At 57.3% G+C, this 26,344-nt stretch carries 28 protein-coding genes, 1 rRNA gene and 1 pseudogene; 18 read left to right on the top strand and 12 right to left on the bottom strand.

The genetic code is table 11. The annotated features are described in order from the left end of the window. The first annotated feature begins 112 nt into the window (after positions 1 to 112). Positions 113 to 228: ribosomal RNA gene (gene rrf / locus RGV06_RS07145) — 5S ribosomal RNA — on the top strand. 154 nt (positions 229 to 382) lie between these two features. Here rrf and queD read toward each other — a convergent pair. Then, positions 383 to 739 carry a 6-carboxytetrahydropterin synthase QueD gene (gene queD / locus RGV06_RS07140; RefSeq protein WP_019410510.1) on the bottom strand — a complete coding sequence of 119 codons (357 nt, stop codon included), beginning with the start codon at positions 737 to 739 and terminating at the stop codon, positions 383 to 385. Positions 740 to 945: 206 nt separating this feature from the next. Here queD and RGV06_RS07135 point away from each other — a divergent pair, with 206 nt between their 5' ends. Genes RGV06_RS07135 through RGV06_RS07125 form a run of 3 tightly spaced genes read left to right on the top strand, consistent with a single transcriptional unit; the run spans position 946 to position 3,259 of the window. Continuing rightward, positions 946 to 1,260 carry a PepSY domain-containing protein gene (locus RGV06_RS07135; RefSeq protein WP_046810871.1) on the top strand — a complete coding sequence of 105 codons (315 nt, stop codon included), beginning with the start codon at positions 946 to 948 and terminating at the stop codon, positions 1,258 to 1,260. Beyond that, complete coding sequence (locus tag RGV06_RS07130) at positions 1,260 to 1,928, top strand: response regulator transcription factor (protein ID WP_019828683.1); 669 nt, start codon at positions 1,260 to 1,262, stop codon at positions 1,926 to 1,928. Before RGV06_RS07135 ends, RGV06_RS07130 begins: the two co-directional genes overlap by 1 nt. Continuing rightward, positions 1,925 to 3,259: a sensor histidine kinase gene (locus RGV06_RS07125; RefSeq protein ID WP_037032732.1), complete on the top strand. Its 1,335-nt coding sequence runs from the start codon at positions 1,925 to 1,927 to the stop codon at positions 3,257 to 3,259. The genes RGV06_RS07130 and RGV06_RS07125 overlap by 4 nt, the downstream gene beginning before the upstream one ends. A gap of 20 nt (positions 3,260 to 3,279) precedes the next feature. On the opposite strand, the gene RGV06_RS25745 is transcribed toward RGV06_RS07125, so the two are convergent. Then, the gene (locus RGV06_RS25745; protein WP_404688903.1) at positions 3,280 to 4,035 is read right to left on the bottom strand and encodes a methyl-accepting chemotaxis protein; all 756 of its coding nucleotides are present in this window, start codon (positions 4,033 to 4,035) and stop codon (positions 3,280 to 3,282) included. Positions 4,036 to 4,137: 102 nt separating this feature from the next. Continuing rightward, a pseudogene (locus tag RGV06_RS25740) lies at positions 4,138 to 5,208 on the bottom strand (HAMP domain-containing protein); the annotation flags it as partial. A gap of 535 nt (positions 5,209 to 5,743) precedes the next feature. On the opposite strand from RGV06_RS25740, the gene RGV06_RS07115 reads away from it, so the two are divergent. Beyond that, positions 5,744 to 7,063, top strand: a complete 1,320-nt coding sequence (locus RGV06_RS07115) for a Na+/H+ antiporter family protein (protein WP_019828686.1) — start codon at positions 5,744 to 5,746, stop codon at positions 7,061 to 7,063. Positions 7,064 to 7,082: 19 nt separating this feature from the next. Here the strand turns inward: RGV06_RS07115 and RGV06_RS07110 are convergent, their stop codons facing one another. Then, the gene (locus RGV06_RS07110) at positions 7,083 to 7,943 is read right to left on the bottom strand and encodes a pirin family protein (RefSeq protein ID WP_019828687.1); all 861 of its coding nucleotides are present in this window, start codon (positions 7,941 to 7,943) and stop codon (positions 7,083 to 7,085) included. A 73-nt stretch (positions 7,944 to 8,016) separates the two neighbouring features. After that, positions 8,017 to 8,433: an OsmC family protein gene (locus tag RGV06_RS07105; protein ID WP_322149708.1), complete on the bottom strand. Its 417-nt coding sequence runs from the start codon at positions 8,431 to 8,433 to the stop codon at positions 8,017 to 8,019. Between the two features lie 138 nt (positions 8,434 to 8,571). Here RGV06_RS07105 and RGV06_RS07100 point away from each other — a divergent pair, with 138 nt between their 5' ends. Further along, positions 8,572 to 9,579, top strand: a complete 1,008-nt coding sequence (locus RGV06_RS07100) for an amidohydrolase family protein (protein ID WP_019828689.1) — start codon at positions 8,572 to 8,574, stop codon at positions 9,577 to 9,579. Between the two features lie 66 nt (positions 9,580 to 9,645). Here RGV06_RS07100 and fabB read toward each other — a convergent pair whose 3' ends face one another. From fabB to RGV06_RS07085, 3 genes are all read right to left on the bottom strand, one after another. Then, on the bottom strand, positions 9,646 to 10,863 hold the full coding sequence (gene fabB / locus RGV06_RS07095; protein WP_019828690.1) for a beta-ketoacyl-ACP synthase I: 1,218 nt from the start codon (positions 10,861 to 10,863) through the stop codon (positions 9,646 to 9,648). An 11-nt stretch (positions 10,864 to 10,874) separates the two neighbouring features. Next, entirely contained in the window at positions 10,875 to 11,390 is a 516-nt protein-coding gene (gene fabA / locus RGV06_RS07090) for a 3-hydroxyacyl-[acyl-carrier-protein] dehydratase FabA (protein ID WP_322149707.1), read from the bottom strand. 249 nt (positions 11,391 to 11,639) lie between these two features. Then, complete coding sequence (locus RGV06_RS07085; protein WP_019828696.1) at positions 11,640 to 13,538, bottom strand: response regulator; 1,899 nt, start codon at positions 13,536 to 13,538, stop codon at positions 11,640 to 11,642. A gap of 252 nt (positions 13,539 to 13,790) precedes the next feature. Between RGV06_RS07085 and RGV06_RS07080 the strand changes: the two genes are divergently transcribed. The 8 genes from RGV06_RS07080 (at position 13,791) to RGV06_RS07045 (ending at position 20,050) form a co-directional block, all read left to right on the top strand. Then, positions 13,791 to 14,816, top strand: a complete 1,026-nt coding sequence (locus tag RGV06_RS07080) for an NAD(P)H-dependent glycerol-3-phosphate dehydrogenase (protein WP_019828697.1) — start codon at positions 13,791 to 13,793, stop codon at positions 14,814 to 14,816. An 18-nt stretch (positions 14,817 to 14,834) separates the two neighbouring features. Then, entirely contained in the window at positions 14,835 to 15,167 is a 333-nt protein-coding gene (locus tag RGV06_RS07075) for a DUF4389 domain-containing protein (RefSeq protein WP_019828699.1), read from the top strand. Continuing rightward, positions 15,164 to 15,613: a phosphohistidine phosphatase SixA gene (sixA, locus tag RGV06_RS07070; RefSeq protein WP_019828700.1), complete on the top strand. Its 450-nt coding sequence runs from the start codon at positions 15,164 to 15,166 to the stop codon at positions 15,611 to 15,613. Before RGV06_RS07075 ends, sixA begins: the two co-directional genes overlap by 4 nt. A 125-nt stretch (positions 15,614 to 15,738) precedes the next feature. Next, positions 15,739 to 16,182 carry a hotdog fold thioesterase gene (locus RGV06_RS07065; protein ID WP_019828701.1) on the top strand — a complete coding sequence of 148 codons (444 nt, stop codon included), beginning with the start codon at positions 15,739 to 15,741 and terminating at the stop codon, positions 16,180 to 16,182. Between the two features lie 112 nt (positions 16,183 to 16,294). After that, complete coding sequence (locus RGV06_RS07060) at positions 16,295 to 17,095, top strand: alpha/beta fold hydrolase (RefSeq protein ID WP_019828702.1); 801 nt, start codon at positions 16,295 to 16,297, stop codon at positions 17,093 to 17,095. 12 nt (positions 17,096 to 17,107) lie between these two features. Next, on the top strand, positions 17,108 to 17,962 hold the full coding sequence (locus tag RGV06_RS07055) for an alpha/beta hydrolase (protein ID WP_198823115.1): 855 nt from the start codon (positions 17,108 to 17,110) through the stop codon (positions 17,960 to 17,962). Between the two features lie 145 nt (positions 17,963 to 18,107). After that, entirely contained in the window at positions 18,108 to 18,926 is an 819-nt protein-coding gene (locus tag RGV06_RS07050; protein ID WP_019828704.1) for a DUF4892 domain-containing protein, read from the top strand. A 74-nt stretch (positions 18,927 to 19,000) separates the two neighbouring features. Further along, positions 19,001 to 20,050, top strand: a complete 1,050-nt coding sequence (locus RGV06_RS07045) for an AI-2E family transporter (RefSeq protein WP_019828705.1) — start codon at positions 19,001 to 19,003, stop codon at positions 20,048 to 20,050. Here the strand turns inward: RGV06_RS07045 and RGV06_RS07040 are convergent. The 3 genes from RGV06_RS07040 to RGV06_RS07030 form a co-directional block, all read right to left on the bottom strand. After that, on the bottom strand, positions 20,047 to 20,517 hold the full coding sequence (locus RGV06_RS07040) for an RNA methyltransferase (RefSeq protein ID WP_019828706.1): 471 nt from the start codon (positions 20,515 to 20,517) through the stop codon (positions 20,047 to 20,049). The genes RGV06_RS07045 and RGV06_RS07040 overlap by 4 nt on opposite strands. 200 nt (positions 20,518 to 20,717) lie before the next feature. Beyond that, entirely contained in the window at positions 20,718 to 21,092 is a 375-nt protein-coding gene (locus tag RGV06_RS07035) for a YajD family HNH nuclease (protein ID WP_019828707.1), read from the bottom strand. A 52-nt stretch (positions 21,093 to 21,144) separates the two neighbouring features. Continuing rightward, positions 21,145 to 21,831 (bottom strand): spermidine synthase, encoded by a 687-nt coding sequence (locus RGV06_RS07030; RefSeq protein ID WP_048351523.1) that lies wholly within the window; start codon positions 21,829 to 21,831, stop codon positions 21,145 to 21,147. Positions 21,832 to 21,913: 82 nt separating this feature from the next. Here RGV06_RS07030 and RGV06_RS07025 point away from each other — a divergent pair, with 82 nt between their 5' ends. Next, the gene (locus RGV06_RS07025) at positions 21,914 to 22,207 is read left to right on the top strand and encodes a hypothetical protein (protein ID WP_019828708.1); all 294 of its coding nucleotides are present in this window, start codon (positions 21,914 to 21,916) and stop codon (positions 22,205 to 22,207) included. 133 nt (positions 22,208 to 22,340) lie between these two features. On the opposite strand, the gene RGV06_RS07020 is transcribed toward RGV06_RS07025, so the two are convergent. After that, complete coding sequence (locus tag RGV06_RS07020; RefSeq protein WP_322149702.1) at positions 22,341 to 24,386, bottom strand: S9 family peptidase; 2,046 nt, start codon at positions 24,384 to 24,386, stop codon at positions 22,341 to 22,343. Between the two features lie 101 nt (positions 24,387 to 24,487). On the opposite strand from RGV06_RS07020, the gene RGV06_RS07015 reads away from it, so the two are divergent. From RGV06_RS07015 to RGV06_RS07005, 3 genes are read left to right on the top strand one after another with little or no spacing between them, the layout of a single operon-like run. Beyond that, the gene (locus RGV06_RS07015) at positions 24,488 to 24,982 is read left to right on the top strand and encodes a hypothetical protein (RefSeq protein ID WP_037032736.1); all 495 of its coding nucleotides are present in this window, start codon (positions 24,488 to 24,490) and stop codon (positions 24,980 to 24,982) included. 36 nt (positions 24,983 to 25,018) lie between these two features. Further along, positions 25,019 to 25,795 carry a class II glutamine amidotransferase gene (locus RGV06_RS07010; RefSeq protein WP_046809797.1) on the top strand — a complete coding sequence of 259 codons (777 nt, stop codon included), beginning with the start codon at positions 25,019 to 25,021 and terminating at the stop codon, positions 25,793 to 25,795. 12 nt (positions 25,796 to 25,807) lie between these two features. After that, complete coding sequence (locus tag RGV06_RS07005; protein WP_048351525.1) at positions 25,808 to 26,341, top strand: DUF2937 family protein; 534 nt, start codon at positions 25,808 to 25,810, stop codon at positions 26,339 to 26,341. Positions 26,342 to 26,344: the final 3 nt, after the last annotated feature.

Raw genomic sequence — 26,344 nt, 5'->3', positions numbered from 1 at the left:
CGGTGTGTGAAGACGATACAAACCGAAAGTTTGCGACTCACAAAACACCAACTATTACATACCCATTCGCTGGAGCGTAAACCGAAAGGTAAACGACCTGGCTACCGAATTTCTTGACGACCATAGAGCATTGGAACCACCTGATCCCATCCCGAACTCAGCAGTGAAACGATGCATCGCCGATGGTAGTGTGGGGTTTCCCCATGTGAGAGTAGGTCATCGTCAAGATTAAATTCCAAACCCCCTGTCTGCTAACGCAGACAGGGGGTTTGTTTTTGTGGCGAGAAAAGTATTGGCAGGTTTAAACCGCTTGCATCCTGCCTGTAGCTTTTTTCAAGGCAAAAAAAACCACCCATTCAGGTGGTTTTTTGGCGCAATTGACTCAGTCACCGTAGTAGATGCAACCACTGGTGCAGGTTTCATGGATTCGGATCGCGGATAATTCTGGAAGCAAAGGCTTAAGCTGTTGCCAGATCCACTTGGCCAGCACTTCGCTGGTTGGATTCTCCAGGCCCGGAATATCATTCAGATAGTTGTGATCAAGCAGCTCATAAAGTGGTTTGAAAATCGCTTTGATTTCTGAGAAGTCACGAATCCAGCCGGTTGCCGGATCGATATCACCGCTTAAATGGATTGCCACCTTGAATGAGTGACCATGCAAGCGGCCGCATTTATGGCCTTCAGGAACGTAAGGCAGGCGATGCGCAGATTCGAAGGTAAACTCTTTGAAAATTTCCACAATATTTATAGCTCTTGAAAGGTGACTATCGCCTGAGCGATGAATACAGGGCGGCAGTTTAGCAGTTAACGCCCAGCGCAGGTGTATACCTCCCGCAATCAGAGGGCGAGGGTTAGCTGATTCAGTTTCAATTAAGCCAATACGTTTATGCTCCCTGTTTTTGATATCGCAAAAATGACATTGAACGGAGGCCGCAAAGGCAAGTGATGACAGTGAACCTACGAGTAAGTGGATTTATCGTGCTGGTGTTCTCTGCTTTCTGTTCTATGGCTATTGCGCGAGACTTGGGCCCGGACGAGGCCCTGCGTTTGCGTGAGCAAGGCTTGATCCAGCCGCTGGAGCAGCTGCTTCAAAAAGCCCTTGAGCGTCACCCTGGTGCAAAGTTGCTGGAGGTAGAGCTGGAGGAAGATGACGACGTTTATGTTTACGAGGTTGAGTTGCTGACGACCAGCGGCGTTGTGCGCGAGATCAAGCTGAACGCCAACAATGGTCAATTGCTTAAAGATGAGGTAGATGATTAATGCGGTTGCTGCTGGTAGAAGATCACGTTCCTTTGGCCGATGAACTGATGGCCGGATTAACACGCCTTGGTTATGCAGTTGATTGGCTTGCCGATGGCCGCGATGCCCTTTATCAAGGACAAAGTGAACCGTATGACCTGATTATTCTTGATCTGGGGTTACCGGGGATGTCCGGCATCGATGTTCTCAAACAATGGCGCACACAAGGGCTGGCGACGCCTGTTCTGATTTTGACGGCCCGCAGCTCTTGGTCCGAACGCATAGATGGTCTTAAAGCCGGTGCAGATGATTATGTGACCAAGCCTTTTCATCCTGAAGAACTGCAATTGCGGGTGCAGGCGCTGTTGCGTCGTTCTCACGGTCAAGCGAATCAGCCTTTATTGAAATCTGCTGGGCTTCATTTGGATGAAGCACGTCAATGTGTAATCAGAGAGGGAACCGAGGTGCAGTTGACCGCAGCCGAGTTTCGCCTCCTGCGGTATTTCATGTTGCATCCCCAACAGATCCTCTCCAAGAGCCATCTGGCCGAACATCTTTACGACGGCGAAACCGAACGTGACTCTAATGTTTTAGAGGTTCACGTGAACCACTTACGTCGCAAACTGGGGCGTGCAGTGGTCGAAACTCGTCGCGGTCAAGGCTATATTTTCGGCGCTGTCGGTCAGTGAGATCCATTCAGAGGCGTTTGAGCCTGGGTTTGGTCAGTGTTCTGTTGGTCGCGGGTCTGGTGGTAGGTCAAGTCAGCCTCTGGCTGTTTGAAAATGGCCTCCAGCGTTATCTGGAATCAGGCCTGAAAAACGATAGCGAGAACTTGCTGATAGCGTTAAGTCGCGGCCCTCAAGGCTTGCAGCTGGATGAACGACGGTTGTCGCCTGCTTATCAGCGGCCATTTTCCGGGCATTACTTCAGTATCGAGTTTGGCGATACTCATTGGCGCTCTCGTTCGCTATGGGACGCTCAATTACCGCGCCCCAGCCAGCCCGGGTTGAGCAGCGAACTGCAACCTGGTCCAGAAGGGCAGATGTTGCTGGTCATGCGCAGTGACTACCAGCGCCTGGGCCAAGCGGTCTCCATCAGTGTTGCCCAGGACTACACCCCCATACGTGAAAGCTTTAAACAGGTTCAGCAGATTGGCCTGGGAATGGGCGTCTTTGCCCTGGTAGTTATTTTACTGTTGCAGCGCGTTACTGTTCGCCGTGCTCTACGGCCATTGGAGACGGCGCGTAAACAAATCGCTCAGTTGCAATCAGGTCAGCGCTCGCAGCTTGATTCGAGAGTCCCCCTTGAGCTTGAACCCCTGGTCACGCAAATAAACCACTTGCTGGCCCATACCGAAGACAACCTTAAACGCTCGCGTAATGCGTTGGGTAATTTGGGGCATGCATTAAAAACACCGCTGGCAGTTTTAATCAGTCTTGCCAGTGACTCGCGACTTGCGGCCTATCCCGAGATACAAAAAACACTCCGCGAACAGTTGGAGCACATTCAGCAGCGCATGAGTCGGGAACTCAATCGTGCCCGGCTGGCAGGTGATGCCTTGCCAGGTGCGCAATTTGACGTTGATGCCGAGTTGCCGGGGCTACTGGCGACTCTTGGGATGATTCATGGTGAGCATCTGGAGCTGTCGCTCAATGCTTCACCGGGGCTGCATCTGCCTTGGGATCGGGAAGACATGCTCGAATTGCTCGGCAATCTATTGGATAACGCCTGTAAATGGGCCGACGCCCAGGTAGACCTGAGCGTGAGCCAAACTCCAGACGGATTTCTGATTGAGGTACAGGACGATGGTCCCGGTATTCCTGAGGCTAAACGTGATCAGGTGTTCAGCCGGGGCACGCGTCTGGATGAACAAACCAGTGGCCATGGCCTTGGCTTGGGCATCGTGCGAGACATTGTTGATGTCTGGGGTGGTGAGATGGCGCTTGAAACGGGCTCATTGGGTGGGCTGATGGTAAGAATCAAGCTCCCCGGGCGTACGCAAAAGGCGACGACGGCGTAAAGCCGTCATCGCACGACGGATCAAACCCTAAATTGATCCATCAATTTTTGCTGCTGGTTAGCCAGTGAGTTCAGGGCCTGGCTCACCCTGGCAGACTCATTGGCCTGTTCAGACAAAGACTCTGTGACATCACGAATAGTCGAAACATTGTTGTTGATCTCTTCTGCCACGGCACTCTGTTCTTCAGCCGCGCTGGCAATCTGCAAGTTCATGTCAGTAATTACCGTCACGGCATCACCGATTTGCTGCAAGGCCGTCACCGCTTGTCCTACCTGCTCCACGCTGCCCTGAGCCTGGCGATGGCTGTTGCTCATGGAGCTCACCACTTCCTGAGTTCCCGCTTGCAGGTGTTCGATGACCTGGCGGGTTTCCTCAACCGATTCCTGAGTCCGGCGTGCCAGGTTGCGCACCTCGTCAGCAACCACGGCAAACCCGCGCCCGGCTTCGCCTGCCCGCGCCGCTTCAATCGCCGCATTCAAGGCGAGGAGGTTGGTCTGTTCGGCAATGGCACGAATGACTTCCAGTACGGAGCCGATTTTTTCGCTATTGGCAGCCAGCCCTTCAACTTGCGCCATGGCCACACTCATATCGGCAGCCAGATGATCAATGCTGGCAGTCGTACGGTCTATGATCGTGAGTCCCTGGCGCGTCGCCTGATCAGCATCACGAGCGGCTTGAGCGGCCTGTGCAGCGCTGCGAGCGACATCCTGCGCCGTTGCACTCATTTCATGGGAGGCTGTGGCCGCCTGGTCGACTTGACGGTACTGCTGCTCCATGCCCGCGCTAGTCTGGGTAGCAATGGCCGCCGATTGATCGGCCGTACTGCGGGCGTCCTGCACCGAGCGTTTGACCTCGGCGATGGTCGGTTGCAGCTTGTCGAGAAACCGGTTGAACCAGCTGGCGAGCTGTCCCAGTTCGTCTTGTTTGTCATACGCCAGGCGACGGGTCAGATCACCTTCTCCACTGGCAATGTCTTCAAGCATGTTGGCCACGCCCAGGATCGGGCGCGTGACACTGCGGGCCATCAACCACACCAGCAGAAGCCCGATAATGGCGGCCAGAGAGCCCCAGGCCAGCTCGGTCAAGGCTCCGGCTTTATTGCGTTCGTCCAGTTCTGCCTGCAGGGCCTGGGCAGGCCCGACCAGTACGGCTTCAGGCACGTCGAGCAATACGCCCCAGGGCTTGCTGCCCGGGATCGGCTGGAAAGGCGTCAGGATTTTCAGGCGTTGCTGGCTGCGAATGCTCTGCGCCTGATTGCCTGTGGCCATTATGCGGATCAGTTCAGCGCCATCGCTGGCGTCTACCTGATCAAGGCGCTGGGCAAGTTTGCTGGCGTCAGCGCTGAAACCGGCCAGAATGGCGGCTGAGCTGATAATGCCGACGCGTGTTTGCCCGTCGTACAGCTTCTGACTGGCTTGGACGGTGATGGCTTGCAAGCTGTTGAGGTTGATATCAACCGACAGTGAAGCAATGACCTTTCCGTCAACAATCAGCGGGAAAACGATACTGGTCAGTAGTATGTTTTGCCCGTCGATTTCATAAAAGTAGGGTTCAATAATGCACGGTTTGCGCGTGGTGCGAGGGCAGGTAAACCACGCGTTATTGGCCTGGCCGCTGGGGCCAGTACTGGTGTCGGCCATATCCGATTCGGGCAGGGCCATCGAGCTCAGCTTGCCCGGTGTCGGTTGCGACCAGTAAAGGGCAAAACGCCCTTTATCATTGCTGCCCAGCTCTTTTTGATGGTCGAAGAGTGAATCCTTGCCATCCAGTGCGTTGGCTTCAAATACCAGCGACAGCCCCAGCAAATCCGGATTGGCCTGCAATGCCGCTTTTACCTGTCGTGTCAGGTCTTCGCGCAGGTCGAAAGCATCCAGGAAGCGTTTCTCGGATTGCTCACGTAAAAACAGGACTTGTCGGGCGAACCCGTTGCCGTACTGATAGGCGTCCATAAACTGGCGACTGATTGCCAGTGCCTGGGCTTCACCCTGAGCCTCAATGCGGGCTTGCGCAGACTCATTTAGCATCTGTGAGCTTGAAGCCTCCACCATGTCGGCGGTGTGATCCATGCGATAGAGAGAAAGCCCCACCAGCAAGGTAACAACGCCCAGCAGGCAAAGTCCGGCGAGGAGGGTGATTTTCCATTGGATGGAAAGCTGTCTGAGCGACATGGATACATCCTTAAAAGGGGCTTTCATCGTTAGCGGCCACGCGGCTTTTTTCTTTACGTAAAAACCGGAGTTTTTAGTGTTTTGCCCGGTCTTTAAAAAGCTTATTTAGCCCTTTAAATACTAGGGATAAGGCCGGTTGGGGAAGATTGTCTGGATGCCTTGGGCCTGCGCTTTGACAAGGCGCGGGAGGTGCTGCAAAGTGTGCGCCCTCAAAAAGGTCCACCCTTCCAGATCCGGCGATTGGAACAGTCGTCTTTTGCCCGAAATTTTCCGCTTTACGGTGTTTTATCGTGGTGCGCGCTATGAGGTTGTAATGATGAATGCAGTAATTGCCGCGGTCGGCATCATGCTGGTGCTCAGTTTGTCCCGTGTGCACGTGGTAATTGCACTGATAGTGGGGGCCGTTGTGGGCGGTCTCGTTGGCGGGCTGGGCATCGAGGCAACGCTCAATGCTTTCAACGGTGGATTGGGCGGTGGTGCTCAGGTGGCGTTGTCCTATGCCATGTTGGGTGCATTTGCCGTAGCAATAGCCAAGTCGGGCATGGCCCATGCCCTGGCGGACAAAGCGTTGATGATGGTCAACAAGCAGCATGCGGTCGGTGGCAACAGCGTTAAATGGTTACTGATCGGTCTGTTGTTGGTTGTGGCTGTTTCTTCGCAAAACATTGTGCCGATTCATATCGCTTTTATTCCTTTGCTGGTTCCCCCCCTGTTGTATGTGCTGACCAAGCTGAAAATTGACCGGCGCTTGATCGCTTGTGTCATGACCTTTGGTTTGATCACGCCGTACATGTTTTTGCCGGTGGGCTTTGGCAATATCTTTCTTAATCAGATATTGCTCGCCAACGTCAGCAAAAGCGGCGTGGACATCAGCCAGGTCAATGTCACCCACGCAATGGCAATCCCGGCATTAGGGATGTTGTTCGGTTTGTTGGTGGCAGTTTTTATCAGTTACCGTAAAAAACGCGAATATGACCTGGCCAAGATAGAACAGGTTGAGCAGGTTGCCGTCAGTTATAACCCGCGCACACTGCTGGTAGCCGGTGCCGCCATTGCCTCGGCGTTTATCATTCAGCTATGGCTGGGCTCCATGATCATTGGTGCGCTGGCAGGTTTTCTGATTTTTTCGGCCTCGGGGATCGTGCGTTGGCGCGAGACTGATGATTTGTTCACCGAAGGCATGAAGATGATGGCCATGATTGGTTTCATCATGATCGCAGCGTCGGGATTTGCTGAGGTCCTGAAAGCCACGGGCGAAGTCAAATCACTGGTTGAAGCCTCTGCTGGCTGGATCAACCACAGTAAGGGCGTCGGCGCGCTGCTGATGCTGCTGGTTGGATTGCTGGTGACCATGGGTATAGGTTCGTCATTTTCCACTGTGCCGATTCTGGCGGCTATTTTTGTGCCGCTTTGTGTACAGCTGGGTTTCAGCCCAATGGCCATCGTCTGTATCGTCGGTACAGCGGGCGCCCTGGGTGATGCGGGCTCTCCTGCGTCCGACTCCACGCTGGGGCCAACGTCCGGTCTGAATATTGACGGCCAGCATCACCATATCTGGGACACCGTAGTGCCCACGTTCCTGCATTACAATTTGCCGTTGCTGGCCTTTGGCTGGGTGGCGGCAATGGTGTTGTAAGGCATCTGCGGGCTGGGCTTCAAGGCAGTTCGATACGACCGGTTTCTCCAGGTACTGTCGGCCAATGTCCTGCGGCCCAGCGAGATCGGGCCTGCTCGATCAGGGCGGGATCGCTGGCGACGAAGTTCCAGTTCATGCGGCGCGGACCATCGAGCGCCGTCCCGCCGATTATCACCATATGGCTGTCACTCATGGCACACAGGGTCATGGCTTCGCCGGGCGGCAACAGTACCAGGCAGCGGGGCTCGATCGTCTGACCTTCCAGTTGCACTTCACCTTCGAGCACATACAGTGCGCGCTCCGGGTGTTCAGCAGGAACCAGCAGCGTAGTGGCTGTCTGCATCTGCACTTCGGCATACAGGGTCGGTGAGAGCACCGGTACCGGTGAGACCAAGCAAAAACCCGTGCCCGCAATCAGGCGAATCATCACGCCCAGACCCTCACTGACCGGCAGGCTGTCCGCATCATGATGGCTGTAGTGGCTTGCACCTTGTTCATGCTCCTTGGGCGAAGCCAGCCACACTTGCAGCCCGTGCAGGCTAGAACCGTGCGCCAGTATTGAGGCGGGTGTACGTTCAACGTGAGCAATGGCCGCGCCTGCGGTCATCCAGCTGACGTCTCCAGGGCCAACCTGCTGGTCAGAACCCAGGCTGTCCTTGTGTTGCAGTTGCCCTTCGAACAAATAGGTCAGAGTGGACAGACCGATGTGCGGATGCTGTCGGATATTCATCCCGTGGCCGGGTGGATAGTGGGTAGGCAGCATGTGGTCGAAAAATACAAAAGGCCCGACGCTGCGGCATTTGGCCGAGGGCAGGGGGCGCAAGATCGGCTGGCCTTCGACATCCTCGGCGCGTGGCCGAATCATGGTCAGTGTGAGCATTTGAAGGTCCCTGCAATGGAGAAGCGTTGAGCATAACCCAACGCTTCGCAGGCCTGCAGGTAGAACCGGTGCGTTACTGGCTGAAGGCACCTTCAGACAAATGGGTTTCGATGGTGACCTCGGCGGTGGTCATCAATTTATGCACCGGGCACTTGTCGGCCACATTGTGCAGTTCATCGCGCTGGGCATCGGTCAGTACGCCTTTGAGCGTCAGTTTGACGTGCAGGGCGTATTTACCTTTCTGCTCTTCGCTGGCGTCGTGCTTGACTTCGACGGTCACGCCGGTGAGCGGGATGTCCTTTTTTTGCGCATAGAGCTTGAGTGTCAGCGCCTTGCAGGCGCCTAGGGCCGCATCGAAGTAATCATGGGGGGAGGGAGCGGAGCTTTCGCCTCCCATGGATTTAGGCAAGTCAGTAAACACCTCGTGATCGTCGATTTTGATGCTGTGACGAAAACCTTCGTTGGACTCGGTATTAACGGTAACAGTCATGGCAAACCTCGGAGTGGCAGTGATAAAGGTCCTGATCTTTATAGAGCATACGGCGAGTTATGCGTTCCCTTTGATCCCAAGCTGAAACCTTGCGTGGCCTCGCAGGTCTACTGGAGTCAATAAAACAGGAGGTGGCAGGTGCGATTGAAACACTGCGTTCTGGCGTTGGCCCTGGCGACTTCCGGTGCTTGGGCCCAGTCCCGTGACTACGCCTACAGCGATGCACATCTGCATTACGTCGATTTCTTCCAGGAAACGGCGGGAATGGACAAGTTGCTGGCGGCTATGGCGCAAAACCGTATCGAGCACGTCATGATCTCCGGTATTCCGGTTGCCAAGAAGTGGCATGAAGACGAGCCCAAGCGGCCACGCTACTACGCGGGTGATGATGCGGATGCCTATTGGTTCAGTGCCACGGATGTATGGGTGGCTGCGGCGGTCAAAGGTTTGACTGCAGAGCAGCGTCGGCACTTTCATCCGTTTCTGTCAGGGTTTAATCCCAATGACAAAAACTCGGCAGCACATATCCAGCGCATGCTCGATCTCGACCCCGGGCTGTGGCAAGGCATCGGCGAGGTGTTTACCCGGCATGATGATCTGACAGCTCTGATCGCCGGGGATACGCCGCGAGCCAACAATGAAGCCATGAACAAGATTTACACCTTGGCTGGCGCACATGATTTGCCAGTCTTGCTGCATTCCAACATCACGTCGAAACGTGAGAGGAACCCGCTGTATCTGGCCGAGCTGGAGGAACCCCTGGCTCGGCATCCCGACACCCGCTTTATCTGGGCCCACGCTGGCACCAGCGCCGAGATTCATCGGCATCAAACCCAAATGCCATTTTTGTTGCCGACCCTGGAACGGTTGCTGGCCACTTACCCGAATCTGTACGTAGACCTATCCTGGAGCATGCTCAGGCCGTATCTGCTGGATGAGCAGGGCTTGGCAAGGCCTGAGTGGGTTGCGTTGGTAGAGCGCTTCCCCGGGCGTTTTATGCTGGGCTCGGATGTAGTGGGGCGTTTCGACAATTTGGGTCAGGAATTGCGCAGCTTTGATCCGTTCCTGGATGCATTGCCCCTCAGCGTGGCGCGCCAAGTCGCCAAGGACAACTTTTTGGCGGTATTGCCGAAAAAGCAGCCATGACGCTTTATTCAGGACAAAAAAATGCCCCGGATGTCCGGGGCATTTTTTATCCTGCGAGCAGCAGGCTTATTCAGCCCAGCGCTTCAGTACCAGAGTGGCGTTAGTGCCACCGAAGCCGAAGCTGTTGCTCATCACATTGTTCAGCGTGACGTTCTCGCGGGTCTTGGTCAGGATCGGCATGTCGGCAACGACCGGATCGATTTCATCGATATTGGCCGAACCAGCGATAAAGTTACCTTCCATCATCAGCAAGCAGTAGATCGCTTCGTGAACGCCGGCGGCGCCCAGAGAGTGACCCGACAGGCTCTTGGTAGAGCTGATGGCTGGCGCCTTGTCGCCGAACACCGCGCGAACACCTTCCATTTCCTTGGCGTCGCCTACTGGAGTAGAGGTGCCATGGGTGTTGAGGTAGTCGATCGGGCCGTCAACGGTAGACATTGCCATCTGCATGCAGCGGATGGCGCCTTCGCCGCTTGGAGCAACCATGTCGTAGCCGTCGGATGTCGCACCATAGCCGACAATCTCAGCGTAGATTTTGGCGCCACGAGCCAGAGCGTGCTCCAGCTCTTCAACCACAACCATGCCACCACCACCGGCGATGACGAAGCCATCACGGTTTTTGTCGTAGGCACGGGACGCTTTTTCAGGCGTGTCGTTGTATTGAGTGGAAAGCGCGCCCATGGCGTCGAACAGGAACGATTGGCTCCAGTGTTCTTCTTCACCACCGCCCGCGAAAACGATGTCTTGCTTGCCCAACTGAATCTGCTCGACCGCAGTACCGATGCAGTGAGCACTGGTGGCGCAGGCAGAGGAAATCGAGTAGTTCACGCCCTTGATCTTGAAGGGAGTAGCCAGGCAGGCAGAAACGGTGCTGCCCATGGTCCGCGTAACGCGGTACGGGCCAACGCGCTTGACGCCTTTTTCGCGCAGGATGTCCAGCGCTTCCATCTGGTTCAAGGTCGACGCGCCACCCGAGCCGGCGATGAGGCCGGTACGCGGGTTGGAGACTTGCTCCTCGGTCAGGCCCGAATCAGTGATGGCGTCTTTCATGGCCAGGTAGGCGTAAGCCGCTGCGTGGCCGACGAAGCGATAGATCTTGCGATCGATCAGCTCTTCGAGAGGCAGGTCAATGGAGCCGGAAACCTGGCTACGCAGACCCATTTCGGCATATTCCGGGTTGAATCGGATGCCAGGGCGACTTGCACGCAGGTTAGCGGAGACGGTCTCTTTGTCATTGCCCAGGCACGAAACGATGCCCAGACCAGTGATAACGACGCGGCGCATGCGGATAACCCTTAAAAGTTGTCAGTGGAAGTAAATACGCCGACCCGAAGGCCTTCGGCAGTATAAATCTCGCGACCGTCGACAGTGACCGAACCATCGGCAATGGCCAGGTTCAGCTTGCCCTTGAGGACGCGCTTGATTTGAATGTTATAGGTGACTTTCTTGGCGGTCGGCAAGACCTGGCCGAAGAACTTCACTTCGCCGGAACCCAGGGCACGACCGCGGCCTGGCAGACCTTGCCAGCCCAGATAGAAGCCGACCAGCTGCCACATGGCGTCGAGGCCCAGGCAACCTGGCATCACCGGATCGCCTTCGAAATGGCAGGCGAAAAACCACAGGTCAGGGGTGATATCCAGCTCGGCGACCAATTCACCTTTGCCGTACTTGCCACCCTCATCGCTGATATGGGTGATGCGATCAACCATCAGCATGTTAGGGGCGGGCAGTTGCGCGTTACCTGGGCCGAACAGCTCGCCACGGCTACAGCGCAGCAAATCTTCCCGAGTAAAGGCGTTTTGTTTGGTCATGCGAGCTCCTCAATAATCCCATGCGGCAGGGTGGGGCAAATCTTCCCGACCAACTGAAACATACGAGTTCCAGTTCGCCAGCCTACACATAGACTATTGCGTTGTAGTGAAAGTCACAGCGCAAAGGGCAAGAATGTACACTTGTGCACTGAAAATTTAAATCGGGCCGGTTCAGTGGCCCATTCGGGTGCCTAAGACTGCCGCACTTTTGTGTTTAACGCCAGTCGCAGGTGGCCTTTTAGCCATAAGTTACTGGACCCAGCGCAGCAGAATTTGTTCCAGATCAGCTCGTTTGAACGGCTTGGCAAGGTAATCGTTCATTCCGGCTTGCAGACAGGTTTCCCGATCACCCTGCAACGCATTGGCGGTCAGGGCAATAATGGGCAGGGTCATGCACCCGGGCAGTTGACGAATTTGCCGGGTGGCTTCGTAGCCGTTGATGATCGGCAAGCGACAGTCCATCAGGATCGCGGCAAAGCGCTCGGTGTTGGCGAAGTGAATGGCCTGTGCGCCATCACTGACCATGCTCACTTCATATCCCAGGCTGCTCAACATGGCTTCAATGACGGTCTGATTGACCTGATTATCTTCCACCAACAGAATTTTACGCCCTGGCGCGCACGTCGTTTCCGGCTCCAGTGCAGGTCTTTGACTGTGCTCTGCGGGCTGATGCAGTTCCAACGGGATTTCCAGGGTGAACACTGAGCCCAGGGTCTCTTCGCTGGTGGCATGCAACGTGCCGCCCATGCGTTCAGCCAGCGTGCGGGCGATGGGCAGGCCCAGCCCTGTGCCACCGTAGCGCCGCGAAATCGAGCTGTCGGCCTGCTGGAAAGCGGTGAACATGGAATCCAGTTTTTCGCTGCTGATACCTATACCGCTGTCGCGCACGACACAAGTAAACCAGATCAACTCATGATCCAGCCTTTGCCAAAGCGGTTCGATGCTGATCTGGCCATGCTCGGTAAATTTCAAGGCATTGCCGATCAGGTTGACCAGAATTTGCCTGATCCGTGTCGGGTCCCCCAGCACGTGCAAGTCCTGCAAGCCCTCGGGGATTGTCAGTTGCAAGTGCAGGCCGCGTTGCACGGCGCTGTGCTGGAAAGCCTGGGCGCAATTGCTGACCAGCTCTGCGAGGTTGAAGGGGATGCGCTCCAGTTCAAGGGCTGACCGTTCGATGCGCGAGAAGTCGAGGATATCGTTAATGACTTTGAGCAAATGCTCGGTGGACTCAGACGCTAAAGCGGCATATTCAGCCTGCTCTTCAGTCATTTCCGTGGTTTCCAGCAGTTGCAGCATGCCTAGCACGCCATTCATCGGCGTACGAAGCTCGTGGCTCATCATGGCCAAAAAGTCGGTTTTGGCACGGTTGGCCCGTTCGGCTTCTTCACGTGTCTGAATCAGTTGGGCGATGGCGGCATGTTGCTCCCGGCTGGCCTGTTCAAGGCCATCGGCCAGATTGTTGATGTGCTGGGCCAAACTGCCCAGTTCGCCATCGTCGACGACCGGCAGGGGCGTTGTGTAGTCGCCCTGCTGGATGGCCTTGACCGCATTGCTCATATCACTGATGGGCTTGGACAGGTTGGATGCCAGGCGTCTGGCCAGCAGGTAAGTGAAGCCCAGGGCAAACAAGGCGAGAATCACCGCCTTGAGCAGGATTTCTTGCTGGCGGGTGCTGAACGCCTCACCGGACATGCCAACCAGTACCCGTCCCAGATAGTCTTCTGTCGGTGCAGGCGTCTGGTTACTGCTGAGCAAAAAATAATCCCCCGAAGGGTTCTTCTGCAATCTGACGGAAGCCTGGAACACTTCAACCTGCGAGCCCTGCTCATTGCCGGGCGGGGAGTGCTCGGCCTGTGCCAGCACTTCATTGGTACGATTCTGTACCTGCACAAACTGTACGTGTGGGATGTTCAGCGAGGCGTTGATCAGGGGTTCCAGGACGTGGGTATTCCCCGTGATGAGCCCGTACTCGGTAGCGGGTGCCAATTGGTTGGCGATCAATTGGCCGGTGTGCTTGAGTTCCTGACGTAAATCCTGAATGCGTACGAACGTGAAAAAACTGATCAACAGCAAGGTCAACAACAAGGCCGGGCCAAGACTCATCATTTGTGTACGGGTGTGAATATCCCACCGGCTGCGAGTCATCATGGGAACGTGTCTCCGACAGAAACTCTGCGCCCAGCGAATACATCTCCCATATACGTTGTCATCCTTGACCTGCAGTCGTTCATTTTGAAGTGCAGCGAAGCTGCCTCTTGAAGGTGAGTACCTGAGCGGCATGTTAACTGAGGTCTTGCACTTTTTCAGTCAAAGCCATCTATATGCCATAGGGCTGGTCGCGGGGGATGTGCTCCGTATAATGCCGCCATTGCCACTGCTAGATGGAAAACGGGATTGCATATGACTGAACAGCACGCTATTGCGGTCTTGGGAGGCGGAAGCTTTGGCACCGCCGTGGCCAACTTGCTGGCAGAAAACGGTCATCGTGTGCATCAGTGGATGCGCGACCCCGAGCAAGCCGAGGCCATTCGCCTCAATCGCGAAAACCCGCGTTACCTCAAGGGCATCAAAATCCACCCCGCAGTTGAGCCGGTCACTGACCTGCAAGCGACGCTCGATGCCTGCGAGCTGTGTTTTGTAGCCTTGCCGTCCAGCGCCTTGCGCAGCGTTCTGGCCGAACACGCCGAGCGTTTGAGCGGCAAAATGCTGGTCAGCCTGACCAAAGGGATCGAAGCCCACAGTTTCAAGCTGATGAGCGAAATTCTCGAAGAAATAGCCCCTCAAGCGCGTATTGGCGTCTTGTCAGGGCCCAACCTTGCCCGCGAGGTCGCTGAGCATGCGTTGACTGCCACCGTGGTCGCCAGCGCCGATGAAGACCTCTGCAACCGCGTTCAGGCGGCACTGCATGGTCGTACATTCCGGGTCTATGCCAGTGCTGACCGGTTTGGGGTAGAGCTGGGCGGGGCGTTGAAAAACGTTTACGCAATCATCGCCGGCATGGCCGTGGCGCTGGGCATGGGTGAAAACACCAAGAGCATGCTGATTACCCGTGCCCTGGCTGAAATGACCCGATTTGCCGTGAGCCAGGGCGCAAACCCGATGACGTTCCTCGGCTTGGCAGGTGTAGGTGATTTGATCGTTACCTGCTCATCGGCCAAAAGCCGCAACTACCAGGTGGGGTTCGCCCTGGGGCAGGGGCTCAGTCTGGAAGAGGCCGTCACTCGACTGGGGGAGGTCGCCGAAGGCGTTAACACCCTCAAGGTGCTCAAGGCCAAGGCGCAAGAGCTGAACGTGTACATGCCGCTGGTGGCTGGCCTGCACGCGATCTTGTTCGAGGGTTACACCCTGGATCAGGTCATCGGGCAGCTGATGCGCGGCGAGCCCAAGACGGATGTCGATTTTATCTCCACCAGCGGTTTCAACTAAGCACGACAGGAGCAGCACATGAACGACACTAAAAACGCACCCAAGTACGAGTCCCTCGTTTTGCGCGTGCTGTGGATGCTGGTTTTCTTGCTGGTCTGGCAGGTTGCGCAATTGGTGCTTGGCGGGCTGGTGCTGGTGCAACTGATATACCGTGTGGTTTACGGTGCTCCCAATGGCGGCCTGATGAACTTTGGGGATAGCCTGAGCCTTTACCTCGCACAAATAGGTCGATTTGGCAGCTTTCACACCGAGCAAAAACCCTGGCCGTTTGCCGATTGGCCGGCCCCGCGTGCACCAGAAGGTGAAGCTCCCTACGCGCAAACCGCCAAGGGCGAAGAGACCAAGCCATGAAAATCTGGATTCTGCGTCACGGCGAAGCCGAGCCTCACGCCCGGCGTGATGCCGAACGCGAGCTCACAGCCCATGGTCGTGAGCAGGTGCTGCACAGTGCAGCCCTGTTGATTGGCCAGCCGCTGGACAGCATTCTGGTCAGCCCTTACGTGCGGGCGCAGCAAACCGCCGAGCTGGTGCGCAAGGCACTTGGTTTTACATCCGGCCTCATCACCGTGCCCTGGCTGACACCCGAAAGTGAGCCCAAGTTTGCGGTCAGCAAACTGCCGGACAGCGGTAATGTACTGCTGGTCAGTCATCAGCCGTTTGTGGGCGAGTTGATCAGTCTGCTGGTGCATGGTCATGTGCGTCAGCCCCAGCCGATGCAGACGGCCAGCCTGGTGGAGCTCGAAGGTGAGTGGCCGCTGGCTGGCAGCATGACCCTGCTCGGTGTTCATCACCCCTGATCATTGCAGCGGTTGCGCATTCCGGTCGTAGTGAAAGATAGTTGGGGCGGATCAATGGCATTTTTGCGGCTGCATTGCACGTCAATGACGCCGCCACCAACACTCACAGACCAAGGAATGACTGCATGATTTCGTGGATCACACCGCCCGACCTGGCGCGCCTTAATGAGCTGCGCAAAAACACCATTTGCGACGTCCTGGACATCACTTTCGATGCCTTCGATGACCACTCCATCACGGCGAGCATGGTGGTCGATCATCGTACCCACCAACCTTTCGGCCTGCTGCATGGCGGGGCGTCAGTGGTGCTGGCCGAAACCCTCGGCTCGATGGCCAGTTTTATGTGTGTCGATACCCAAAAATTTTATTGCGTGGGCCTTGAGGTCAACGCCAATCACCTGCGTGGCGTACGCAGCGGCCGGGTGAGCGCTGTGGCCCGCCCGGTGCACATGGGTCGCACGACCCACGTCTGGGATATCCGCCTGAGCGATGACAGCGGCAAACTCAGTTGCATTTCCCGCCTGACCATCGCCGTTGTGCCCCTGGGCGAAACACCGCCGGCCCGGTGATCAAACGGCCAGATAATGGCCGTATTGTCGCCACTCATGGCGCATACGGTCATTGATATGAAGAATCTTCCTGCAGACAATACGGCATACCTCCCGCATCTGGACGCCTTGTATGTCTCGGCAGATTTTTTTCGCCCATGCCAACGGCTTCCCTTCAGCCACGTATGGCAAGTTGTTCAGTGCCCTTGCCCCGGACTTCAGCGTGACTCACCTGCCGAAGCACGGTCATGACCCCCGTTACCCGGTGGACAACAACTGGCATAACCTCGTCGATGAACTGATTTTCCACCTGCAACAACAAGCTGGGCCCGTACTGGGTGTTGGCCATTCCCTGGGCGGGATGCTGCACCTGCATGCCGCCATCCGTTGCCCGCACCTGTACAGGGGCGTGGTCATGCTGGATTCGCCGGTGCTGACACGTACCGATCAGTGGGTGATTCGTGCGGCCAAGCGTTTTGGCCTGATTGATCGCCTGACCCCGGCGGGTCGCACGCTGGGGCGGCGCGAAGAATTTGCGGACCGTGAGTCGGCGCGCGCCTACTTTGCGGGCAAGTCGCTGTTTCGCAGTTTTGACCCTGACTGCTTTGAGGCTTATCTGGAGCACGGATTACAACCGGTTAATGACCGTTTGCGGTTGAGCTTTGATCCGGCGACCGAGATCGATATCTATCGCGGCGTGCCCCACACCAGTCCCGGCAAGGCCTTTCAGTTGCAGGTACCGCTGACCGTCGTGCGTGGGCGCGACAGTCGAGTGGTCATGAACCATCATGCCAAGGCCGTTTCGCGCATGCCCAACGGAGAGTCCCTGAGCGTACCGGGCGGGCACATGTTTCCGCTGGAGCGACCGCAGGACACCGCCCGCCTGCTCAAACAGATTTTTGCCCGCTGGGAGCTTCGTCATTCCGGCCTTTAAAGAGCACTTTGCATGAGTCCTGTGGTTGAAGAAATTCGCCTGAGCCTGCCGCATATCGAGCTGGCTGCGCACATTTTTGGTCCAGAGGACGGCCTGCCCGTGATAGCGCTGCACGGTTGGCTGGACAACGCCAATAGCTTCGCCCGGCTGGCGCCAAAGCTTGCCGGGTTGCGCATCGTGGCACTGGATCTCGCCGGACATGGCCATTCGGATCACCGCCCACGAGGGGCAGGGTATGGGTTGGCGGACTATGCCTTCGATGTGTTGTGTGTGGCCGAGCAATTAGGCTGGGAGCGATTTGCGCTGCTGGGGCATTCGCTGGGGGCGATTGTGTCAGTGGTCATCGCCGGATCGTTCCCGGAGCGAGTGACCCGGTTGGCGTTGATTGACGGCATCGTAGCGCGCAGTGGCCCCGAAGGGGATGTGGCTGAGCGCATGGGCCAGGCCTTGCAGGCGCAACTCGACCTGACGCATAAGCGTAAATCGGTGCATCCGACCCTCGACCGCGCCGTGGAAGCGCGGATGAAAGGCCTGGTCGCCGTCAGTCGGGAGGCCGCAGAACTGCTGGCTCAGCGTGGCTTGATGCCGGTCCCCGGTGGTTACAGCTGGCGTAGCGACAGCCGACTGACATTGCCGACGCCGTTGCGCATGAATGACGAGCAGGCCATGTCTTTCATTCGCCGGGTGAGTTGCCCGACAACGTTGGTTGTGGCGGAACAGGGCATGCTGGCCAGCCATCCGGAGCTACTGGATCGACTACCCTTCCACCTGGAGCGGTTGCCGGGTGGCCATCATTTGCACCTGAATGACGAAGCGGGAGCGATCCTTGTTGCAGACTGTTTCAATCGGTTCTTCGCCGTTCCTTGACTTGCGGCGACCAACTGTCGAGGCTTGGCGGGTTGAAATGGGAGACGACCATGATAGATCTCTACACCGCTGCGACCCCGAAAGGCCATCCGGTCTCTATCGTGAGGATGCTGAGCCACACGCTATCTCTCGGTGAAGTACGCCGATGAAAATACCCAATCGTTATATCCTGGCCTTGAGCCTCAGTTGTTTTAGCCCGTTACTCTGGGCCAGCGATGTGCCCGGTAGCCAGGATTTGCCTGACGTACCGCGTCTCGCGGATGCGCAAATTGTCGACTACGCCGTCAAGCCTGACGTCGAACGTATCTATCCGATGGGCTCGATCCGCAAGATCAGCGGCCGCTTGCGATTTGAGGGGCAGGTCAACACCCGTGGTCAAACCACGGCCATCACCTACGAGTTACCCGCCGAACACTCGGCGACTGAAGCCTTTACCGCTGCCCGTGAGGCATTACAGGAGCAGGGCGCAGAGCTGCTGTTCTGGTGCCAGGCCCGTGACTGTGGCGAAAGCAGCCTGTGGGCCAATGAGGTTTTCGGCAACGCCAAGCTGGTCGGCTCCGATGAGCAACAAACCTATTTGCTGTTGCGTCGGGCAGCACCCCGGGAGAACCAGCTGGTTGCCCTGTACGGGATCAATCGGGGCAGTCGCAAAGGCTACCTGCACGTCGAGCAACTCCAGGCGAGCGCCGATCTGGGTGAACTGTTGCCTACTTCGGCTACCTTGCAACGCCAGTTGAAAAGCACGGGTGAGCTGGACTTTCCCAAGCTTGCAGATGAGCCGGATGCACAGTGGCTGACGTTAATCTCCAGGGCATTGAACCTTGATTCAACTTCCCGAGTCAGTTTGACCGGTGCCAAGGCTTCTGCCTGGCGCGATGGGTTGATCAGCAAGGGTGTACGGGCCGCCCGACTGGAGCTGGGTGACAGCGATGCCAAAGGGCTGCGTATCGAGTTACTGCGCTAGCATCTTGTAAACGACGGCTACACTCTGCGTAGTCGTCGTCCTTCTTTGATTTCTGAACTTTCTGTGGAACACACATGCTCAATAACGATCGCCTGCTGGTGCAGATTCTGCTCCTGGTGTTGTTCGGTGCCAGTCTGTGGGTGATGGCACCATTTTGGTCGGCCTTGTTCTGGGGCGCGGTGCTGGCATTCGCCAGTTGGCCCCTGATGCGCCTGCTGACACGCGTGCTCAGAGGGCGCGAGTCGCTGGCTGCGGGCATCCTGACCCTGGGCTGGATGCTGCTGGTCGCCGCGCCCCTGGTGTGGCTGGGGCTCAACCTGGCAGACCATGTGCGCGATGCCACTACCTTCGTCAAAGATGTTCAGCTCGAAGGTTTGCCTGATGCGCCGACCTGGCTGGCCGGTATCCCTATCGTCGGCGAGCGTTTGGTCGGCATCTGGAACACTATCGACGAGCAGGGCGCTGCGCTGCTGCTGGCAGTCAAGCCTTACCTGGGGCAGGTGGGGAACTGGTTTTTGGCCCGCAGTGCGCAGATTGGTGGCGGCATCCTTGAACTGACACTGAGTATTGTCTTTGTGTTCTTTTTCTACCGTGACGGGCCGCGGCTAGCGAGCTTCGTCCATGGCCTGCTTGAGCGGCTGATTGGCGACCGTGCCGATTACTATCAGGAACTGGTGGCGGGCACCGTACAGCGTGTGGTCAACGGGGTGATTGGTACCGCTGCCGCTCAGGCGCTGCTGGCGTTGATCGGCTTCCTGATCGCGGGAGTCCCCGGCGCACTGGTGCTGGGGCTGGCGACGTTCCTGCTCAGCCTGATCCCGATGGGGCCGCCGCTTATCTGGGTCCCGGCCACGGCCTGGCTGGCCTGGAAAGGCGACTACGGGATGGCGGTCTTCCTAGGTATCTGGGGCACGGTGATCATCAGCGGTGTCGACAACGTGCTCAAGCCTTACTTGATCAGCCGAGGCGGCAACCTGCCACTGGTGATTGTTCTGCTCGGCGTGTTTGGCGGGTTGATAGCCTTTGGTTTTATCGGCTTGTTTATCGGACCTACCTTGCTCGCCATTGCCTACAGCCTGCTGGTGGACTGGAGCTCCAGCCAGCAGAACAAAGGCAAGGTCTAGCCGAACTTGGGGCCGGAGCGGGTGTTATTGCCCTTGGCCAGTCGGTCGTAAAGCACCACATTGACCGTGGCTGCGAGGTTCATGCAGCCATTGGTCGGGATGTAAATCACGTCTTCGCACCACTCCAGCACGTCTTTGCCCAGCGAGCCGTCTTCTGGGCCGAAAATATAGATCGCCCGGTCCGGATGCGTGTACTCAGGCAAGGAACGTGCGCCCTCGACCATTTCTACCGCGACCGGAATACAGCCCAGCGGAATGATCTTCTTCAGGTCGTCAATGCCGATCAGAGGGATGTCCTGATGGACTTTCTTGGTGTCGGTGACAAAGTCGCGAGCCCGTTCGTAACGCTTGCCGGTGTAAAACACCGAGGCAACGCTGTAGCAACCAGCCGCACGCATCACCGAGCCGACGTTTTCCGGCGATTTTGGGTTATACAAACCAATGCAGCTGTACCGTTTGTTTGCCACTTGCCCGAGCCCTTGCGAAAAAAAGACGCGAGTATACCTGTGTTGTCCCTAACTCCGTAGCAGCTGCCGCAGGCTGCGTCCGGCGACGTAGTCGTCGTAAAACCTGAGCCATGCGGCCTAAGAGTGAAGTCGCGTGCTCTGATTTTACGATCGCTTCGCAATCGGACGCAGCCTTCGGCAACTGCTACGACAGCGAGGCGCTACTCGTCTTTCTTCATCAAGCCGGCCAGTGCCGCGAACGGGTTGTGGGTGGCCTTGGCAATTTTCGGGCTGCTGGTAGAGCCTTCCGCAAAGTACTGCTGGTCGGTGTAGCGCGAGTGCTCGTTGTCGTGGCAGTACAGGCACAGCAGCTCCCAGTTTGAGCCGTCTTGCGGGTTATTGTCGTGGTTGTGGTCGCGGTGGTGAACGGTCAGCTCGCTCAAGCGCTTGCCGGCAAATTCACGGGTGCAACGGCCGCACACGTGGGGGTACATTTTCAGGGCCTTGTCGCGATAGCCCATTTCACGGTCACGCTGGGCATCAGCCAGAATGCGGTCCAGTTTGGCGGTGTGGGAGGGTGGATTCACCGAACTCATGGGTTCACCTTGTAAGACAAATGACGGTTATGTCGTTAAGTTTAGCTGTTGATCAGCCTTTGATTTTTTCTGCAATCCAGATGGTGTGTCGGGTGCCCTTGTTGCCGTGGGCAAACACCTGGACTTCTTCAGCCTTGAAACCGGCTTTGCGCAACTTGTCCGAAAACTGTTTGTCGGCGCTGGCAGACCACACGGCCAGCACGCCTTTGGGGCGCAGGGCCTTGGCACATGCACTCAGGCCTCCCGCCGAATACAACCAGCTATTGGCTTTTTGGGTCAGGCCTTCGGGGCCGTTGTCGACGTCGAGCATGATCGCATCAAACCCGTTGGGTTCGACTTGCAACACCTTGGCCACGTCTTCCATGCGGATCACGGTACGCGGGTCTTGCAGCGGGTTACCGGATTTTTCGCCCAGCGGTCCGCGATTCCATTCCACCACGCCGGGTACCAGCTCTGCGACCACCACTTCGGCCGTCTTGCCCAAGTGCTTGAGTGCCGAGGCCAGGGTGAACCCCATGCCCAGACCGCCGATCAGTACCCGCGACTGCGGCCGGCCGGCGACTTTCCGGCAGGGGATTTCTGCCAGCGCGTCTTCCGAGCCGTGCATGCGGGTGTTCATCAACTGGCCGCCATCACCGCCCTGAATCTTGATCACGAAGTCTTCGCCATACTCGAACAGGCACAAGGCACCGCCGTTTTCGGGGATCGGAGTGGTGTCGAGCAAAACAAAACGTTTCATGGAAATCTCATTGAAGGGGGCAAAAACCGCAGGTTACGAGTAGCCTGAGGGCAGACAAGCCGGTCTGGCAACGGAGTGATTGATGAAACGCACTATTCTAACGGCCATTGTAGGGAGCGCGCTCTTGATAAGTGCAGCCCAGGCAACGGAATTGACGACTGTTCCGAGTGCCCCCGTGACAGCCGCACCGGGTTCGCCGGGCACTGCCACGCCAACCCCGTACCCGCAAATCACTCCGAGAGCAGTGCCCAAGCCGGTTGCCGGAAGTGGCAGCTTGATCCCGCTGCCACCGATTGATCTGCCGCAACCGCCCAAAGACCAGCCGCTGCCGGGGCTTGAGGTTAAAGACTTGAAGGGCAAAATCCCCCAGGATTGATCGTTCATCCTTGCTGTGGATGCTTCAAGCCCCCCGTGGGAGCGAGCCTGCTCGCGAATGATCTTCGCGAGCAGGCTCGCTCCCACGGTTGAAGTATCTCTAGCCGCCGAAAAGGGGAGTTATCGCGGGGCTGTCAAATCCCCAGTACCTTGAACACAAACGCATATTCCAGTGCTACGTCGCGCAAACCCTGATAACGCCCGCTCATGCCGCCATGGCCAGCCTCCAGCTCAGTCTTGAGCAGCAGCAGATTGTCGTCAGTCTTGGTGGCGCGAAGCTTGGCCACCCACTTGGCCGCTTCCCAATACTGCACGCGGCTGTCGTTGTAGCCGGCAATCACCAGCATCGCCGGATACGCTTGCGCCGTGACGTTTTCGTAGGGTGCGTAAGCCTTGATCCGTTCATACACTTCGGGCTCTTGCGGGTTGCCCCACTCGTCGTATTCGGTGACGGTCAGCGGCAAGTCCGGGTCGAGCATGGTGTTGAGCACATCCACAAACGGCACTTCGGCAATCGCCGCCTTGAACAGCTCCGGGCGCTGATTGAGCACTGCGCCAATCAGCAGGCCGCCAGCACTGCCACCACTGATCACCAGCTGTTCGCTACGGGTCAGGCCCTGGTCGATCAGGTGTTCGGCGCAGGCGATAAAGTCGCTGAATGTATTGTGCTTGTGTTCTTGCTTGCCGGCGCGGTACCAGGCTTCACCCAGCTCACCGCCTCCGCGTACGTGGGCGATGGCAAAGGCTACGCCGCGATCCAGCAGGCTCAGGCGGGCGTGGGAAAACCACGGATCTAGGCTCTCGCCGTAGGCGCCGTAGCCATACAGGTAAAGCGGCACAGGCTTGCCCAGCACGTCGCGCTTGACCACCAGGCTGATCGGCACCTGAGTGCCATCGGGAGCGGTGGCCCACAGGCGATGGCTGACATAGTCATCGGCATTAAATGTCCCCAGCACCGGGGTTTCCTTGAGTACGACTTGTTCGCCAGTGTTCAGCGTCAGTTGCCGTACTTGCGCAGGACGATTCAGCGCCTCATAGCGCAGGCGGATGTGCGTGCTGTCAAATTCCAGGCTGTCTTGCACATACAGGCTGTAGGCAGCGTCCGGCAATTGCACGCGATATGACGGCAAACCGTTGGGGCGGACTTCGATGATCGGCAGGCCACCTTCGCGCAGGCTCAGGCACAGGGCCTGGGCGTTCAAACTCAAGCCTTCCAGCATCACGCTGTCGCTATGGGCGATCAATCGCTGCCAGTCATTGCGTGTCGGCACCTCGCCAAAGGCGTAGTACAGCGCAAAGTTGATTCCGTCCTGATTGGTGCGAATAAACCACGACCATTGCCCCTCGTACAGGCCGTGATCGACGCTGTAGTCGTGCCCCTCAACCCTTTGCGCCAGGCAGCTAAAAGCCTGCTGCGGCTGATTGGCGTCCAGCACCCAGCTCTCACTGGTAGTTTTGCTGTTGAGCAGCAGAATCAGCTGGCGCTCAGAACTCGAACGATAGCAATGCAGGAAAAAACGTCCATCCGGCTCATTAAACACCTCGTGGACGTCTGCCTCGCCCAAGGTATGGCGCAACAGTTTGTGCGGGCGATGGGTGTCGTCCAGTTCGGTAAAAAACAGTGTCTGGCTGTCGTTGGCCCACGTCATGCTGCCATCACATTCTTCAAACGGCAGCTCGGTGACTGCGCCGGTGCTCAGTTCTTTGACAAACAGGCGATAGGTTTCTTCGCCACTGGTGTCCAGGCTATAGGCAAGGCGCTGGTGATCCGGGCTGATACTGAAGGCACCCAGAGAAATAAAACCGCCCTCGGCCAAGGCGTTCGGGTCCAGCAGCAAGTGCTCGGCGTTTTCGTCGACCTGCTGGCTGTCATCGGCCGGGCGCGGGCAGCGGTAATGGCGAGGGTATTCGTCACCGGCGTTGGTGCGGGTGTAATACAGATACGGCCCCCAAGGGGAGGGCAGCGACAGATCAGTCTCGCGAATTCGGCCCTTGATCTCTTGAAACAGCGTCTCACGCAATGTGGCCTGGTCGGCCAACTGCACTTCCTGATAGCTGTTTTCAGCTTTTAGGTAGTCTAGAACCTCTTCGCTATCGCGATTTTGCAACCACGAGTAGGGGTCTGAACCCTCTGCTTTATGTGCGATAGGGGCGCTATTTGCGTAGGCTGATTCGGTCATTGAGTGTTCTCTGAAACCTGCATGAAAAAGAAGAGGGGCTGACGGCGTTGCAGCCGCACTGTCTAAAAGCCGTTATCATAGCGTCTCATTGCCTGCCGACCATGGATACCATGACCGAGAACGACTATCTGATCGCATGGGGCCTTTACGCCTTTGCCGCTTTGGGCTGCCTGCTCGTGTGGTGCCGAATGACCCGCTTCATGTGGCGCTGGTTGCGCGAACCGCTGCGTGTGCTAATGGCCGTGCTGCTGTTCAGTCCCACCATCATTGATCCGGTCAAGGAGCAGTTTGCACCCGCGGTGGCGATTACCGCCCTGGACCTGGCCTTTAAGGTTGGCAACAACGCCTGGCGTGCCGTCTCTGATTTGTTGATGTACGCCATCATCGCATTTTGTGTGTACGCCGTATTTGCGCTGATCCGCTGGCCCATCGAGCGCGCCAGCACGGCCCGCAAGGCGCAAGCCGACGCAGCAGCACGCGCCGATAAACACGATCCTGAAGACGACCAGCCGTTCGGCTCGGCGGGCAATGATCGTTATGTGCCACAAAGCGCGTCGCGAACATCGGCCCCGTCCCGGGTCGAGCCGCGGTTGTAATCCTATTTCGTCGAGCCTGAATGCGAGAGTGCGAGCGTGTGTGAATTATTGGGCATGAGCGCCAACGTCCCGACCGATATTGTGTTCAGTTTTACCGGGCTGATGCAGCGTGGCGGGCGTACCGGCCCGCACCGCGATGGCTGGGGCATTGCCTTCTATGAGGGCCGTGGCCTGCGCCTGTTCCAGGACCCGGCCGCCAGTTGCGACTCTGAAGTCGCCTTGCTGGTGCAGCGTTACCCGATCAAAAGCGAGGTGGTCATCGGGCATATCCGTCAGGCCAACGTGGGTAAGGTGTGTCTGTCCAATACTCATCCGTTTGTTCGCGAGCTGTGGGGTCGCAACTGGTGTTTTGCGCACAATGGCCAACTGGCCGATTTGTCGCCGAGCACCCGCTTTTATCGACCCATTGGCGACACCGACAGCGAAGCGGCGTTCTGTGATCTGCTCAACCGTGTGCGCGAAGCATTCCCCGAGCCGGTTGATGTCGAACGCATCCTGCCGGTGCTGGTAGCAGCCTGCGCCGAGTTTCGCAGCAAGGGCGTGTTCAACTGCCTGCTCAGCGACGGTGACTGGTTGTTTTGCTACTGCTCGACCAAGCTGGCGCACATTACCCGCCGTGCCCCGTTTGGTCCGGCGCGCCTGAAAGACGTCGACGTGATCGTCGATTTTCAGGCCGAAACCACGCCCAACGATGTGGTCACCGTGATCGCCACCGAGCCTTTGACCGAAAACGAAACCTGGACGCGCTATGAGCCGGGTCAATGGAGCCTGTGGCGACGCGGCGAATGCGTCAGCCAGGGCACAACCGAATAAGGATGGGCACACATGTTCTTGAGCTACCTGCGGTTGGTGTTGTTTACCATTGGTTTGTTGATGGGTGTGCAAGTGCCAGGCTTTATCAATGACTACGCCAATCGCGTCGAAGCTCATCTGATCGAGGCCCAGACCGGGCTGGTGGGTTTCCAGAACACCGCCAACCAGTTTTTCAAGGGCGACCTGCACGCGTTGGTGGCGCATTACCAGGCCAGCGACGACCCGGTCTTTCGCAGCGATGCCACCAGCCTGGGCACCTTGCTGAACCGCCAGCGTCTGCTTGATGAACAGTTCCAGGCCATGCAAGGCCCGTGGTACATGCGCGCCCTGCAGGTGGCCTATGCCGCCGACCCGGCCATCCGCCAGGAAACCGCCGACAGTTACACCTATCAGGTTTTGCTGTCCCCGAGTGCTATCGGCTGGGCCATGGCGGGCGCCTTGTTGTTCTCCTTCATCATTGAAGGGTTCGTGCGGCTCGTGGATTGGGTCGTGCTGGGCGGCAAACGCCAGCGCGAACGCATTGCCCGCCGCGAGCGCAGCTTTTAGGCG

The organism is Pseudomonas sp. CCI3.1 (assembly GCF_034313985.1).
Lineage (GTDB): Bacteria > Pseudomonadota > Gammaproteobacteria > Pseudomonadales > Pseudomonadaceae > Aquipseudomonas > Aquipseudomonas psychrophila.
This window is presented reverse-complemented; position numbering and strand designations above follow the sequence as displayed.

Coding starts and splice junctions, on each gene's coding strand:
- RGV06_RS07135 (WP_046810871.1), top strand. CDS start 946: ATGACAGTGAACCTACGAGTAAGTGGATTTATCGTGCTGGTGTTCTCT.
- RGV06_RS07130 (WP_019828683.1), top strand. CDS start 1,260: ATGCGGTTGCTGCTGGTAGAAGATCACGTTCCTTTGGCCGATGAACTG.
- RGV06_RS25745 (WP_404688903.1), bottom strand. CDS start 4,035: ATGGAGCAGCAGTACCGTCAAGTCGACCAGGCGGCCACAGCCTCCCAT.
- RGV06_RS07115 (WP_019828686.1), top strand. CDS start 5,744: ATGAATGCAGTAATTGCCGCGGTCGGCATCATGCTGGTGCTCAGTTTG.
- RGV06_RS07110 (WP_019828687.1), bottom strand. CDS start 7,943: ATGCTCACACTGACCATGATTCGGCCACGCGCCGAGGATGTCGAAGGC.
- RGV06_RS07105 (WP_322149708.1), bottom strand. CDS start 8,433: ATGACTGTTACCGTTAATACCGAGTCCAACGAAGGTTTTCGTCACAGC.
- fabB (WP_019828690.1), bottom strand. CDS start 10,863: ATGCGCCGCGTCGTTATCACTGGTCTGGGCATCGTTTCGTGCCTGGGC.
- fabA (WP_322149707.1), bottom strand. CDS start 11,390: ATGACCAAACAAAACGCCTTTACTCGGGAAGATTTGCTGCGCTGTAGC.
- RGV06_RS07085 (WP_019828696.1), bottom strand. CDS start 13,538: ATGATGACTCGCAGCCGGTGGGATATTCACACCCGTACACAAATGATG.
- RGV06_RS07080 (WP_019828697.1), top strand. CDS start 13,791: ATGACTGAACAGCACGCTATTGCGGTCTTGGGAGGCGGAAGCTTTGGC.
- RGV06_RS07075 (WP_019828699.1), top strand. CDS start 14,835: ATGAACGACACTAAAAACGCACCCAAGTACGAGTCCCTCGTTTTGCGC.
- sixA (WP_019828700.1), top strand. CDS start 15,164: ATGAAAATCTGGATTCTGCGTCACGGCGAAGCCGAGCCTCACGCCCGG.
- RGV06_RS07065 (WP_019828701.1), top strand. CDS start 15,739: ATGATTTCGTGGATCACACCGCCCGACCTGGCGCGCCTTAATGAGCTG.
- RGV06_RS07060 (WP_019828702.1), top strand. CDS start 16,295: ATGTCTCGGCAGATTTTTTTCGCCCATGCCAACGGCTTCCCTTCAGCC.
- RGV06_RS07055 (WP_198823115.1), top strand. CDS start 17,108: ATGAGTCCTGTGGTTGAAGAAATTCGCCTGAGCCTGCCGCATATCGAG.
- RGV06_RS07050 (WP_019828704.1), top strand. CDS start 18,108: ATGAAAATACCCAATCGTTATATCCTGGCCTTGAGCCTCAGTTGTTTT.
- RGV06_RS07045 (WP_019828705.1), top strand. CDS start 19,001: ATGCTCAATAACGATCGCCTGCTGGTGCAGATTCTGCTCCTGGTGTTG.
- RGV06_RS07035 (WP_019828707.1), bottom strand. CDS start 21,092: ATGAGTTCGGTGAATCCACCCTCCCACACCGCCAAACTGGACCGCATT.
- RGV06_RS07030 (WP_048351523.1), bottom strand. CDS start 21,831: ATGAAACGTTTTGTTTTGCTCGACACCACTCCGATCCCCGAAAACGGC.
- RGV06_RS07025 (WP_019828708.1), top strand. CDS start 21,914: ATGAAACGCACTATTCTAACGGCCATTGTAGGGAGCGCGCTCTTGATA.
- RGV06_RS07020 (WP_322149702.1), bottom strand. CDS start 24,386: ATGACCGAATCAGCCTACGCAAATAGCGCCCCTATCGCACATAAAGCA.
- RGV06_RS07015 (WP_037032736.1), top strand. CDS start 24,488: ATGGATACCATGACCGAGAACGACTATCTGATCGCATGGGGCCTTTAC.
- RGV06_RS07005 (WP_048351525.1), top strand. CDS start 25,808: ATGTTCTTGAGCTACCTGCGGTTGGTGTTGTTTACCATTGGTTTGTTG.